The 12,445-nt window shown below is 45.0% G+C and carries 13 protein-coding genes; 10 read left to right on the top strand and 3 right to left on the bottom strand.

All coding sequences use genetic code 11. The annotated features are described in order from the left end of the window. Positions 1-7 precede the first annotated feature (7 nt). From LSG34_RS06975 to LSG34_RS06960, 4 genes are all read left to right on the top strand, one after another. Positions 8-661, top strand: coding sequence for a pseudouridine synthase (locus LSG34_RS06975; protein ID WP_233008105.1), 654 nt, complete (start codon positions 8-10; stop codon positions 659-661). A gap of 185 nt (positions 662-846) precedes the next feature. Next, on the top strand, positions 847-1,914 hold the full coding sequence (locus tag LSG34_RS06970) for an OmpA family protein (protein WP_233008104.1): 1,068 nt from the start codon (positions 847-849) through the stop codon (positions 1,912-1,914). A gap of 134 nt (positions 1,915-2,048) precedes the next feature. Then, complete coding sequence (locus LSG34_RS06965) at positions 2,049-2,816, top strand: DUF3530 family protein (protein ID WP_233008103.1); 768 nt, start codon at positions 2,049-2,051, stop codon at positions 2,814-2,816. Between the two features lie 81 nt (positions 2,817-2,897). After that, positions 2,898-3,242 carry a DMT family protein gene (locus LSG34_RS06960; RefSeq protein ID WP_233008102.1) on the top strand — a complete coding sequence of 115 codons (345 nt, stop codon included), beginning with the start codon at positions 2,898-2,900 and terminating at the stop codon, positions 3,240-3,242. Here the strand turns inward: LSG34_RS06960 and djlA are convergent. Genes djlA through LSG34_RS06945 form a run of 3 tightly spaced genes read right to left on the bottom strand, consistent with a single transcriptional unit; the run spans position 3,239 to position 5,703 of the window. Further along, complete coding sequence (gene djlA / locus LSG34_RS06955; RefSeq protein ID WP_233008101.1) at positions 3,239-4,039, bottom strand: co-chaperone DjlA; 801 nt, start codon at positions 4,037-4,039, stop codon at positions 3,239-3,241. The two genes, LSG34_RS06960 and djlA, sit on opposite strands and share 4 nt — an antisense overlap. After that, positions 4,029-4,712: an N-acetylmuramate alpha-1-phosphate uridylyltransferase MurU gene (murU, locus tag LSG34_RS06950; RefSeq protein ID WP_233008100.1), complete on the bottom strand. Its 684-nt coding sequence runs from the start codon at positions 4,710-4,712 to the stop codon at positions 4,029-4,031. Before murU ends, djlA begins: the two co-directional genes overlap by 11 nt. Position 4,713: 1 nt before the next feature. After that, the gene (locus LSG34_RS06945; protein WP_233008099.1) at positions 4,714-5,703 is read right to left on the bottom strand and encodes an aminoglycoside phosphotransferase family protein; all 990 of its coding nucleotides are present in this window, start codon (positions 5,701-5,703) and stop codon (positions 4,714-4,716) included. Between the two features lie 141 nt (positions 5,704-5,844). Here LSG34_RS06945 and LSG34_RS06940 point away from each other — a divergent pair, with 141 nt between their 5' ends. Genes LSG34_RS06940 through LSG34_RS06915 form a run of 6 tightly spaced genes read left to right on the top strand, consistent with a single transcriptional unit; the run spans position 5,845 to position 12,398 of the window. Beyond that, a complete protein-coding gene (locus LSG34_RS06940; RefSeq protein ID WP_233008098.1) occupies positions 5,845-8,118 on the top strand; it encodes an LPS-assembly protein LptD in 2,274 nt (757 codons plus the stop codon). Positions 8,119-8,129: 11 nt separating this feature from the next. Continuing rightward, positions 8,130-9,422, top strand: a complete 1,293-nt coding sequence (gene surA, locus LSG34_RS06935) for a peptidylprolyl isomerase SurA (RefSeq protein WP_233008097.1) — start codon at positions 8,130-8,132, stop codon at positions 9,420-9,422. Further along, positions 9,419-10,417 (top strand): 4-hydroxythreonine-4-phosphate dehydrogenase PdxA, encoded by a 999-nt coding sequence (pdxA, locus tag LSG34_RS06930; RefSeq protein WP_233008096.1) that lies wholly within the window; start codon positions 9,419-9,421, stop codon positions 10,415-10,417. Before surA ends, pdxA begins: the two co-directional genes overlap by 4 nt. Further along, complete coding sequence (gene rsmA / locus LSG34_RS06925) at positions 10,407-11,222, top strand: 16S rRNA (adenine(1518)-N(6)/adenine(1519)-N(6))-dimethyltransferase RsmA (RefSeq protein WP_233008095.1); 816 nt, start codon at positions 10,407-10,409, stop codon at positions 11,220-11,222. Before pdxA ends, rsmA begins: the two co-directional genes overlap by 11 nt. Next, positions 11,219-11,596, top strand: coding sequence for a Co2+/Mg2+ efflux protein ApaG (apaG, locus tag LSG34_RS06920; RefSeq protein ID WP_233008094.1), 378 nt, complete (start codon positions 11,219-11,221; stop codon positions 11,594-11,596). The genes rsmA and apaG overlap by 4 nt, the downstream gene beginning before the upstream one ends. A gap of 4 nt (positions 11,597-11,600) precedes the next feature. Beyond that, entirely contained in the window at positions 11,601-12,398 is a 798-nt protein-coding gene (locus tag LSG34_RS06915; RefSeq protein WP_233008093.1) for a symmetrical bis(5'-nucleosyl)-tetraphosphatase, read from the top strand. Positions 12,399-12,445 lie beyond the last annotated feature (47 nt).

The raw sequence follows: 12,445 nt of genomic DNA, 5'->3' as shown, positions 1-12,445 counted from the left end.
GAATACAATGTTACTTGAGTACAAGCCGCCAACAACGCCTTATCTCGATATCGTTTATCAGGATGAAGATATTCTAATCCTGAATAAACCCAGTGGTTTGTTGACTGTGCCAGGCAAAGCACCAGAACATAAAGACAGTCTGGAGTACAGAGTACGTCTGGTTTGGCCTTTGGCTCGTATTGTGCACAGGCTGGATATGGCGACTTCAGGGCTGGTGGTCATGGCCATGCATGCACAAAGTCAGCGGGATTTGAACAAACAGTTTGAATTACGCCAGACCAAAAAGCGCTATGTTGCTTTATTGGAAGGACAAGTGCTTGTTGACTATGGTGTTGTTGATGTACCTTTATTGTGTGATTGGCCGAACAGACCAAAACAAATGGTGCATTTTGGATCCGGTAAGCCGTCCCTTACGTATTTCAGGGTGCTTGAACGGAATAAGCATCAGACAAAAGTTGAGTTAACGCCTGTCACAGGACGTTCTCATCAATTGCGAGTGCATATGCTGTGGCTCGGGCATCCGATCCTCGGCGATAAATTTTATGGCACTGAATCTGGAAAAGGTTCAGTGTCTAGACTTCAGTTACATGCTTGCGTTTTGCAACTAAGGCATCCAACTTCAGGAACTGAGCTATATTTTGAAGTTGCTTGTCCTTTTTAACCAAAACGACGGCTGTAATTGATTGCTTTGTTAACCTAAGGTTCAGTTATTTAAGGTAAACTTGGCATCAGAGCAAAAAGTCAGATGGACATCTGGCTTAAATTTGTAATAACGAGCAGCTAGATTTGACTAAATTTTTTGGTTGAATAGAATAGCCGCCGCAATTTACCTCTTAGGAGATATGGATGAAACTAAGTACTAGCGCAATCGCCATTATGGCAACTTTACTTTCGACTGCTGCTTTAGCAGATAGTTCAAAACCTTTAGTCACTGACCGTGCTTACGGTTCTGTATTTGGCGAATACTACATGCCAGAAGGTGACAAAACTGAATCTGCAGAATGGAATTTTATTGATAAAGGTTTTGGCTACGGCTTTGAGCTTGGCTACAACATCAACGAAACTTGGGCTGTGCGTTTTGAATATGCAAGAGACCGTCTGGAACAATTAACATCTAACGCTAAGTTTGATGCTGACCGTTTCGGCGTTGACGCTCTGTATAATGTTGCGAACACTGGCATGTATATTGTTGGTGGTCTGAAGCATTTTGACGTGGAAGCTGGTCCAGATTCTGACGCAGTGAATTTAGGTGTTGGTTACCGTCATTATGTGAGCGAACGTGTTTCTTTGTTCGCCGAGATGAACCGCTTCCAGGGTCTGAACAGCGACTCCTATGCTGACGCAAACTTCAAACTTGGTGCATCTGTACTGTTCGGTTCAGCACCAGCAGTGTCAGAGCCGACTCCTGCTCCAGAGCCAGTAGCTGCTCCTGTGGTAGTAGTTGCTGATAGCGACAACGACGGTGTGCCAGATTCAAGCGACCTGTGCCCGGGCACTCCATCTACTGATAAAGTAGATGCAACTGGTTGTTCTATCTTCACTGAAAAAGAAGTGAACTTCACTTTAAAAGCTCAGTTTGCTAATGACTCAGCTGAAATCAAACCAGAATACAGAGCAGAAATCGCTGATTTAGCAGCATTCCTGAAACGTTTCCCTGGTACTGATGTTGAAATCGGTGGTCATGCTTCAAACGTAGGTACTGCTGCTTATAACCTGAAGTTATCTGAGCGTCGTGCAGATGCAGTAGCTAAAGTATTGTTAAACGAACATGGCATCAGTGCCAGTCGTGTAACAGTAAAGGGTTACGGCGTTACACGTCCTAAAGTTGAAGGTAATACTCCAGCTGCTCACGCTGCAAACCGCCGCATTGAAGCTGTTGTAACTGCAACTATCAAAGAAAAAGTAGAGCGTTAATCTCTACTGCCTGAAAAAAACCGCCGCAAGGCGGTTTTTTTATGACCCGGTTTTGTCTTATTCACCCTCTTTGATAAAGTTTTCCTGCCAGGTGCCGATAGCCTGTTCAGATTTCCATCTTTCTGAGCCAACTGATGCCACCAAAATTTTTAGTTATTCTGCTGCTACTGAGCTGCTGCACCCAGGCTTCAGAACCAGTCTCTATGGAAGAGTGGCATAAATCCGATTTGAACTGGCAGTTACCAGCAGATGAAATTACCGAATTAATGGCTGGAGAAAAAAGTTTTCTGGCGTTAAAAAGGGCCGCATTTACCGCAAAAGTAAAAGGCACCATTTTATTTATTCCCGACTGGTCACAACACGCCTCCAGCCCTAAATATCTGAATTTACTCCGTAAAGAATTTAACGACTATGGCTGGGATACCTTAGCTATTGCAGTACCAGATGCACCTTTCGAAAATGACATCTCCAGTTTAGATAGCTACAAAGAACAACTACAACAACGGATCACAGTCGCTATGACCAGCGTAATGACAGAAAACAGCACTGTTATTGTGGTCGCTCAGGGCAGCAGCGCAGCTTTGATTAGCCAGCTTTATGCAGATAAAAAACTACAGGAACCTCAATCTCTGATCCTGCTGGAAGCTTACTTACCCGCAGCAGATCAGCAGCGTAGTTTACCTTTAGCAATCGCCAAACAGCAGGTTCCTACTTTGGATTTGAGGCAAGAAAGAGGGAATCAACAAGTCGCAGCACAGTGGCAATTAAGAAAGCAGCTGGCACAGCAGCAACAAAAATTGTTGTATCGCCAGCGCGAAATCAGCGGACTGATTGCACAAGTAGAAACCCAACAGCGGGTGTTTAAAGAAATTCGTGGCTGGCTGAGCTATCAGGGCTACTAAAAATAGCTTTCCCGCAAATAAAAAACTATTACACTGTGCGACATCAATATCCCCGTCACTGATTGCTAAAGAGGCCGGACTATGTCGCCCTTAATCCAAACCGTATTACTGCTGACCGCCAGTAATATTTTTATGACTTTTGCCTGGTATGGACATTTAAAGCATTTTAAAAGCTCAGCGCTGTATATTGCTATTGCGGTGTCCTGGGGTATTGCTCTGTTTGAATATATGTTGATGGTACCGGCAAACCGGATTGGTCATCAGGTGCTGAGTCTGGCTCAGCTTAAAATCTTGCAGGAAGTGATTACCTTAAGCGTCTTTATTCCATTTGCGGTGTTCTATATGAGAGAACCCTTTAAATGGAATTATGTCTACGCTGGTTTGTGCCTGATGGGTGCAGTGTATTTTATGTTTTTCCGTGATTAACCTCTTTGTTTGCGTATCAATTCATAAGCAGCCTGAATATCCTGAGTTTTTTGCTTAGCAACATCCATCAGCTCTGGTGGCAGTCCTTGTGACATCAGCTTATCCGGATGGTGTTGCGACATCAGTTTTTTGTAGGCCTTTTTCAGTTCAGCTTCGGAGCTGTCTGCACTGATGCCTAAAATTTTATAAGCATCTTTTAAGCGGTTTCCGGCATCCGCAGGTCCGCCAGTACTACTTTTAGCAAAGCGTGCTTCGGCTTCATACCGACTTAACATTTGCTCCAGCTGAGCACCACTGATCCCTAAAGCAGAAGCAACCTGTGTCAGTATCTTCTGTTCTGCACTACTTAAATTTAAATCCACATAGGCCGTGCTGATTTGAATTTCCAAAAACATCAACAACATGTCAGGTCTGGTTCTGTAAGCAGATTTGAATTCCGCCAATTGTTCCAGCAGTGGAAAATCAGCTTGTTTGCCATGACGAAAGGCAGCTTGCGCCTCTTGTTTCTGTGCCGCAGTTAAGCCTAACTGCTCCATAAAAATTGTTGCTTGCTGAATATGAGATTTAGTCACCACACCGTTGGATTTAGCGATATGCCCCATCACAGCAAACGTGTTGTAACGGAAAATCCCCTGAGCCTCTGATTTATCCCTTGAAAAACCATTGAACCCGCCGCGGCTGGCAAAAGTTCCACCATAGGCCTTGTCGAACCAGTGTCCTATTAACAAACCTATAAACAAACCCGGAATTTTCAGCAGCGCCATGCCAAACAAGGCTCCCAGGATTTTACCCCACATGTCCAGACTCCAATTGTGCCGATAATTCAGTCAGTCGCTGCACTGTGCCTACATCGTGCCAGACCCCTTGATAAAGCTCTGCTGTCACTTTATTTTGCTGCATAGCCTGACGTAAATAAGGCGCTAATTTCTGCTTACCTTCCGCCACTGGATGAAAAAACTCTGGCCGATAAATAGCGATGCCACTGAAAGTAAAGCTCTGCTGAGCTTGTGCAATTGCATGACCCATTGCATTGATACCAAAATCGCCTTCCGGGTGCTGCGGCGGATTAGGCACCAGCACTAAATGAGCTAAGCAGTCTGCCAGCAGCTTTTCGCCCAGCTGCTGATAAGGGTAATCACAAAACACATCTCCATTCACCACAACAAAAGGCGAGTCTCCAAGCAGAGGCAACGCTTTTTTTATCCCACCGGCAGTTTCAAGACCTTCAGCCCCCTCATCTGAGTACTGAATGGTCACGCCAAACTGTTCGCCGGTGCCTAAGTGCTCAGGCAACAAATGCCCCAGCCAGGCATGATTAATCACAATATCTTGCAGACCTGCGGCAGAAAGAGCCTCAAGGTGATACTGGATGAGTGGCTTGCCTGCAACAGGCAACAGAGGTTTAGGCAACAGATCGGTGAGAGGACGCATACGTTCGCCACGACCAGCAGCCAGTATCATTGCTTTCATTTCAGGCCATCGCCTCCAGCGCTGGTTTAACTTTCTGTTTTAACCACAGATCAAGCTCCCGCAGCTGTGGGTAATGCGACGTCACCTCAAGAACATAGTCAAAGACCCGAGGTAAATCAGCAAGGTAGCCTGCTTTTCCGTCACGGTGGTATAAGCGGCAAAAAATACCGCAGACTTTAATATGCCGCTGTAACCCCATCCAATCAAACCATAACCGGAACTGCTCTGGGCTTACTTCTGATGATAACTCAGCCTGATGAACCAGGATTTGATAAAACTCCTGACTCAGAGTTTGTACCAGCTCAGTCGGCCACTTGATATAACAGTCTTTCAATAAAGATACAGCGTCGTAACTGACCGGGCCTGTCACCACATCCTGAAAATCGATCACTGCCAACTGGCCATCCGGCTGTAGCATCAAATTACGTGAGTGGTAATCCCTGTGCATACCTGCCTGAGGCTGCTGCAATGCAGCGTCAGCCAGTAACAAAAAATGTTGCTGCAGCATAGCTTGTTCTTGTTCATTGAGCGTCAACTTCAAGTGCTGGAGTACAAACCAATCGATGAAAATCTGCATTTCCCGCATTAAAAAAGCCTGGTCAAATAGAGGCAAAGGCCCTGCGGTCGTTGAATTGATGGTACGAACCTGAGTAAGTTGTGCCAAAGCCTGCCGATAAAAGTTGAGGGCTGTATCTTTGGTCAATCTGGACAGTAATAAAATGTCACCCAAATCACTTAACAGCAACAAACCTTGTTGAAGGTCCTGTGCAATAATCTGAGGAACCTGCAAACCTGCGGCAGCAAATGCCTGTTGTGTCGCAACAAAACGGCTGCAATCCTCTGCTGGTGTCGGAGCATCCATTAAAATGTAGCTGCGTTCTGCTCTGGAAAAACGGAAATAACGCCTGAAACTGGCATCACCTGTGATAGGTTCTAACCGAATTGCTTCACCCGGAAAACAAGTCGTTAAAAAACTTTGAATTAACTGCATTCGAGCCGGCACTTCATCCCCCTCATCAGGTCAAAGCCAGCACTATAACGGATTAGCAGGATCCGGAAAATTGATTTATTATAGTTGGCCCTGTGTTCTGGTCGTTTTCACCTGTTTCACGTATTGTACTAAGTAGGTTGCATGACTCATTCTTTGATCTATCGCCTTATTATTATGGCGCTTGGTATTCCTTATCTGGCCCACGCAGAAGAGCAAACACCTCAACCTATTGAGCAATGTTACAGTGCTATTGAGATGCCAGCCAAGCTGAGCACTCTGTCCGCAAAAGACAACAGACTACAAATTTTATCCGACCGTATCCAAATGATGCAGGATCAAACTGCATTATTTGATGGCAATATAGAAATTCTCTACCGCAATACCATGTTAAATGCAGCAAATGCCAGGGTAAGCCAAAAAGAGCAAACTTTGCTCGCAAGCGGCGGTATTCAATACTACAGCCCTGGTTTAAAAGTTAGTAGCAGCGAGTTCAGTGCCCAGTTAAAAGAAGATAAAGCCGTACTCACCGAAGCAGACTATCAGTTGGTGAGCCAGTCGGGGCGCGGCTATGCCAAAGAGATGAGTGCCTTGAAGCAGCAGATTAATTTATCTGAAGCAAGCTTCACCACCTGTCCGCAAGACGACAGCAGTTGGGCATTACACGCAGACAAAATTAATATTAATGCAGAGGATGGTTGGGGCGAAGCCTGGCATTCGGTCATTAGAATTCAGGACGTGCCCGTCTTTTATTTACCCTACATGACCTTCCCTGTCAGTGATAAACGTAAAAGCGGCTTGTTGTTTCCTAAGATTGGCAGCTCACAAAAGCTGGGCGTCGATTTTGAAGCTCCTTACTATCTGAATCTTGCCGAAAATTATGATGCGACTATCAGTCCACGTTTGATGAGTAAACGTGGTGCTCAGCTTAATACTGAGTTTCGTTATCTGACGGAAGAACATCAGGGGCAACTGCAACTTGAGATTTTACCAGATGACAATGACAAACCTGCTGGTTTTGGCAGCAGATATTTAGGCCACTTCAGCCATAGCGGTGAGTTATCAGACCGTTGGCGCGCCAGTGTTGATTTCACCGATGTCAGCGATGATGCCTATTTATCTGAACTAGGCTCAGATTACAGCAACCAAAGTGATACGCAGTTGTACCGGCAAGCCAGCCTGAATTATTTCGGTGATTACCTGAATTCTGAAATTCGTCTGCAAGGTTTTGAAATTCTCGGGAATTATATGCCCTCTTACGCCGCTTTACCTCAGATCGACTTGAGTTCGGCTGCACCTTTGGATTTAGCGGCAGGTTTTGAATTTAACTGGCACAGTCAGTATGCCCACTTTCGCAATGATGCTGCTGTAATTAACAACGCCGATCGTTTGCATCTTGAACCTAGTATCCGTTGGCCATTAATCACTCCAGCTATGGAGTTAATTGCAGAAACCAGCCTGTTACATACCCGTTATCAGCAAAACACCGATCAAAGTCTGCAGCTGATACAAGAAGAAACAAGCAGAACTGTGCCTAAAGTGCAGATTAATGCCAAATTGAATATGGAAAGGGAGCTGGAATGGCAAGACTCGGGTTCCTTGCAAACGTTCGAACCGCAGGTGCAGTATCTTTACATTCCTTATCGCGACCAATCAAAAATAGGTTTGTATGACACAGCAAGGCTACAAGACGATTATTATGGTTTGTTTCGCGAAAACAGATATTCAGGCTTAGACAGAATTGCGGATACCAACCAACTGACGATCGGCTGGACTACAAGGCTTTATGACTCAGAAGACACAGAGTTATTCCGTTTTAGCTTGGGTCAGATTGTATTTTTGGACGACCCTGAGCCGATAGATAACTCACTGCTGGACGCTGAACAGCCTGCGGATTCAGTACTGGCCTCTGAACTGTTATGGAACTGGAGCAAAGGCTGGTACTTAAATACCGCATTGCAGTATGATTCCAGCAATGAACGTATGGTTAAAAGCAATGTGACTTTAGATTACATCGCTGATGATAAAAGCCTGATCCAGTTGAACCATCGTTACAGTCGTGAAGTCTCAGACTACGAAATTGCACAGGTCGGTTTTTTGGCCACTACGCCGATAGACGATAAATGGAAACTGATTGCCAGTTATTATCGTGACATCAACAAGCATCATATGATAGAAGCTAACTTTGGTTTGCAATATGAATCCTGTTGCTGGGCAATACGCGTAGTTGCCAAGCGTCAAATCAACACCAACCTTGAGTTGGCACTGAATGATTTGTCACAACCTCCTACTTTTGATAACGGTATAGCCGTACAATTTGTATTAAAAGGTTTTGGTGAAGGAGCTGGCTTCTCAGTCAGTGACATGTTATCGAACGGAATTTTTGGTTATAGACGCCCATATTTACTAAATAATTAATGTAGGAACCTATGAAGTTACAACTTTTGATTGCCAGCTCTGTGGCCGCATTTCTGGCCTTTTCGAGCCAGGCGGCAGAACAAAAGATCGACGGTGTTGCAGCTATCGTTAACAACGGTGTCGTATTGGATAGCGAAGTGACAGATATGGTCGATAAGGTGAAGCGTAATGCGCAAAGCCAGGGTCAGACCTTACCTTCAGACCGTGCCTTACGCACTCAGGCGCTTGAGCGTTTAATCAGCAACAGTTTACAGATGCAGATGGCAAAACGTATGGGCCTGCAAATTACCGATCCACAACTGGATCAGGCGCTGGAAAACGTTGCACGGGGTGAAAACCTGACGATGGAACAATTTCGCCAGCGTATAGTGCAGGAAGAAGGTGACTACCAACAGTTCCGTGAACGCTTCCGTGAAGAAATCACCACAGGTGAAGTGTTACGTGCCAACGTGCAGCGTCGTATTTACATCAGCCCTCAGGAAATAGAAACCCTGATGAAAGTGATGGAAGAACAAGGTGCATCCAACGAGCAATACAATATTGGCCATATTCTGATTTCGATCCCAAGTCAGGGTACAACAGAAGAAATTAATGACGCTAAAGAACGTGCAGATAAAGTAATGGCATTACTGCGTGAAGGCAGTGATTTCAAAAAAATCGCTATCGCATCTTCATCTGACAGTACAGCTCTGGATGGTGGTGAGATGGGTTGGATGAATATCAACGAAATGCCAACGCTGTTCTCTGATGCTATTCGTGGTAAGAAAAAGACCGATATCATCGGGCCTTTGCGTTCAGGCGCTGGTTTCCATATTTTGACGATTTTTGATATTCGTGGCGCGAATGTTGCCGAACTGAACGAAGTGAAATCACGTCACGTATTAATTAAGCCGTCTATTATCATGAGCGAAGAAAAAGCCCGTGATACCTTAAAACAATTTGCTGCCGACTTTAAAGCAGGTAAAGCTGATTTCGCTGAATTTGCCAGCAAAAATTCAGAAGACCCGGGCTCTAAATTAAAAGGTGGTGATTTAGGCTGGGCTGATCCAGCTATGTATGTTCCCGCCTTCCGCGATACGTTAAATAACCTGCAAATCAATGAACTGAGCGAACCATTCCGCACTGAGCACGGCTGGCACATAGTGCAATTGCTGGACAAACGTGTTGTTGACATGACTGCAGAGAAAAAACAGGATCAAGTGTATCGTATGCTGTTTAACCGTCGCTTTAATGAAGAACAAGCCAACTTCCTGCGCGAGTTACGTGATCAGGCCTTTGTTGAAGTGCTGGCGGAAACTGAATGACATTAAAGATAGCAATCACCCCAGGTGAGCCGGCTGGTATAGGCCCTGATCTGGTGGTGATGTTGGCGCAAAAAGACTGGCCTGCCCAGTTGATTGTTTGCGCCAACACTGAAGTTTTAAAACAAAGAGCGGCAGCGTTAAACCTGCCGCTTCAGCTTTTACCTTATGACCCAGAGCAACCTGCACAACCGCAGCAAGCAGGTACTTTGACTTGTGTTGATTTTGCTTTAGAAGTGCCTGTCATTACCGGACAACTCAACGAAGCCAATGGCCGTTATGTAGTAGACACCTTGCGTTATGTCGGCGAGAAATCTATGTCAGGTGAGTTTGACGCTATAGTTACAGGTCCTGTGCATAAAGGTATTATTAATAAAGCTGGAATTCCTTTTAGTGGTCATACCGAATACTTTGCTCATTTGTCGAATACTCCTTATGTCGTAATGATGTTGGCAACTGAAGGTTTAAGAGTTGCGTTGGCCACCACTCATATTCCATTGGCTTACGTAGCCAAAGCCATCACCAAAGAACGACTGCGCAAAGTGATATCGGTGTTACATCATGATTTGCAACACAAGTTTGCTATTCCATCTCCTGTTATTTATGTCTGTGGCTTAAATCCTCATGCAGGTGAAGACGGGCATTTAGGACGTGAAGAAATTGATATCATCAGCCCCACCTTAGCTGAATTACGCTTGGAAGGCATGGATTTGGTGGGGCCTTTACCTGCCGATACTTTGTTTCAACCAAAATACCTGGAACACGCTGATGCGGTTTTAGCTATGTACCACGATCAAGGCTTGCCTGTTCTGAAATACAAAGGCTTTGGACGCTCAGTCAATATCAGTCTTGGTTTACCTTTAATCAGAACATCAGTCGACCATGGTACTGCGCTGGATTTAGCCGGCACAGGAAAGGCCGACCCCGGCAGTTTATTCCATGCCCTGGAACAAGCCATTTATTTAGCGCAAAGAGCCAAGTTATCACATGACAGATAAAGTACACCTGGGACACACAGCCCGAAAACGTTTTGGTCAGAACTTCTTACACGATCCTGTAGTGATTGAACGCATAGTCAAAGCCATTAACCCAAAACCAACGGACCTATTGGTAGAGATTGGGCCTGGTTTGGGGGCAATCACTGAGCCTGTGGTAGAAAAATCCGGCCATTTAACTGTTATTGAACTGGATAGAGATCTGGCACAACGTTTACAGGAACACCCTGTACTGGCTGACAAACTAACCATACATCAGGCGGATGCGATGAAATTCGACTTCCGTCAGTTGGTGCAACCAGGAAAGAAACTAAAAGTATTCGGAAATTTGCCTTATAACATCTCTACTCCACTGCTGTTCCATCTGTTCGATTACGCAGATGATATTGAGAACATGCACTTCATGCTGCAAAAAGAAGTAGTGGAGCGCATGACAGCAGGCCATGGTTCTAAAACTTATGGTCGTTTATCTGTCATGACTCAGTTTTTTTGCCATGCGATGCCAGTGGTTGAAGTTGGTCCCGGCGCCTTTAAGCCTGCACCTAAAGTACATTCAGCTGTTGTCCGTCTTATTCCTAAGTCGAGCTCAGAAAGACAAGACGTGCCTGTTGCTGTATTAAACAGAGTCTGCTTAGAAGCCTTTAACCAGCGTCGCAAAACTTTGCGTAACTGTTTCAGCAACTTTGCAACTGCAGAGCAGATTGTTGAAATGGGCATAGATCCAACGTTGCGCCCTGAACAATTAAGTGTGGAGCAATTCATAGGCATAGCCCGCTGGTTGCATCAACAAGAGCAACAACAATTATGAGCCTGAGTTTCGAGATTCCAGTCTCAGTTGAGACATTTTATGTGGCAGCACAATCCGATCCTGCGAATGACCGATATGTTTTTGCTTACACCATCACTATTAAGAACCATAGTGCGGAAACAGTGCAACTGCTTAAACGTTATTGGTTAATCACGGATGCCAATGGCAAAGAAACAGAAGTACATGGTGACGGAGTGGTTGGCGAGCAACCTCAACTTGCGCCAGGATCCAGTTACAGTTATACCAGTGGTGCTGTGCTGGAGACGCCGGTAGGCACTATGCAAGGTCATTATGAAATGACCAGTCAGAGCCAGCTGTCTTTTAAAGCAGCTATACCTCTGTTCCGTTTGGCTATCCCGAACATTCTGAATTAATTTGATGCCAAGCTATGTGATAGGTGATGTTCAGGGCTGCTTTACCCAACTGCAATCCTTGTTAACTAAAATCCAGTTTGATCCAAATCAGGATCAACTGTGGTTTTGTGGGGATTTAGTCGCCAGAGGCCCAGACTCATTAGCAACGCTGAGATTTATTCGCTCTTTAGGCGACAAAGCTCAAGTAGTTCTGGGTAATCATGATTTACATTTTCTGGCCTGTGTTTTTGGTTTTGCTCAAGTAGATGCCAAAGATCAACTTAACGAATTACTTCAAGCCCCCGACTTGCCTGAATTAGCACTTTGGCTACAACACCAACCTTTAATGCATTTTGACCCGAAACGACAAGTGTTATTAGTTCATGCTGGTTTAGCACCGGATTGGTCACTGGACGTCGCACTGCAAGCTGCAGCTGAAGTAAGTGAAGTACTGAAAGATAGTCCGGAAAAGCTATTTGCCGTGATGTATGGCAATACTCCTGCTTTATGGTCTGAAGCCCGGACTTTGGAAGAACGCTGGCGTTTTACCATCAACAGTTGCACCAGAATGCGATTTTGTCTGGCAAATGGCGCACTTGAACTCAAAGAAAAGCGCCATCCGGATAAAGTCAGTAATCTGACCCCGTGGTATCAATTTTGGCAACAAAAAGCTCACCCGCAGATATTTTTTGGACACTGGGCAGCATTGATGGGCTATAGCCCGGTTGCAGGCATACATGCACTGGATACCGGAGCTGTATGGGGAAATTATTTAACGGCCTATTGTATTGAGACGGCACAGCGTTATAGTGTTTCTGACTAAAAATAACGCTATAATGCGACGCTGTTTCAAAATAATGTATTTTGAAT

The sequence above is a fragment of the Rheinheimera faecalis genome (assembly GCF_021290965.1).
Taxonomy (GTDB): Bacteria; Pseudomonadota; Gammaproteobacteria; order Enterobacterales; family Alteromonadaceae; genus Pararheinheimera; species Pararheinheimera faecalis.
The sequence above is the reverse complement of the archived record's forward strand: the minus strand, read 5'-3'. Positions and strand labels throughout refer to the sequence as shown.

What these genes read in the sequence shown, in the direction of transcription:
- LSG34_RS06975 (WP_233008105.1), top strand. Translation starts at nt 8, where the DNA reads ATGTTACTTGAGTACAAGCCGCCAACAACGCCTTATCTCGATATCGTT.
- LSG34_RS06970 (WP_233008104.1), top strand. Translation starts at nt 847, where the DNA reads ATGAAACTAAGTACTAGCGCAATCGCCATTATGGCAACTTTACTTTCG.
- LSG34_RS06965 (WP_233008103.1), top strand. Translation starts at nt 2,049, where the DNA reads ATGCCACCAAAATTTTTAGTTATTCTGCTGCTACTGAGCTGCTGCACC.
- LSG34_RS06960 (WP_233008102.1), top strand. Translation starts at nt 2,898, where the DNA reads ATGTCGCCCTTAATCCAAACCGTATTACTGCTGACCGCCAGTAATATT.
- djlA (WP_233008101.1), bottom strand. Translation starts at nt 4,039, where the DNA reads ATGTGGGGTAAAATCCTGGGAGCCTTGTTTGGCATGGCGCTGCTGAAA.
- murU (WP_233008100.1), bottom strand. Translation starts at nt 4,712, where the DNA reads ATGAAAGCAATGATACTGGCTGCTGGTCGTGGCGAACGTATGCGTCCT.
- LSG34_RS06945 (WP_233008099.1), bottom strand. Translation starts at nt 5,703, where the DNA reads ATGCAGTTAATTCAAAGTTTTTTAACGACTTGTTTTCCGGGTGAAGCA.
- LSG34_RS06940 (WP_233008098.1), top strand. Translation starts at nt 5,845, where the DNA reads ATGACTCATTCTTTGATCTATCGCCTTATTATTATGGCGCTTGGTATT.
- surA (WP_233008097.1), top strand. Translation starts at nt 8,130, where the DNA reads ATGAAGTTACAACTTTTGATTGCCAGCTCTGTGGCCGCATTTCTGGCC.
- pdxA (WP_233008096.1), top strand. Translation starts at nt 9,419, where the DNA reads ATGACATTAAAGATAGCAATCACCCCAGGTGAGCCGGCTGGTATAGGC.
- rsmA (WP_233008095.1), top strand. Translation starts at nt 10,407, where the DNA reads ATGACAGATAAAGTACACCTGGGACACACAGCCCGAAAACGTTTTGGT.
- apaG (WP_233008094.1), top strand. Translation starts at nt 11,219, where the DNA reads ATGAGCCTGAGTTTCGAGATTCCAGTCTCAGTTGAGACATTTTATGTG.
- LSG34_RS06915 (WP_233008093.1), top strand. Translation starts at nt 11,601, where the DNA reads ATGCCAAGCTATGTGATAGGTGATGTTCAGGGCTGCTTTACCCAACTG.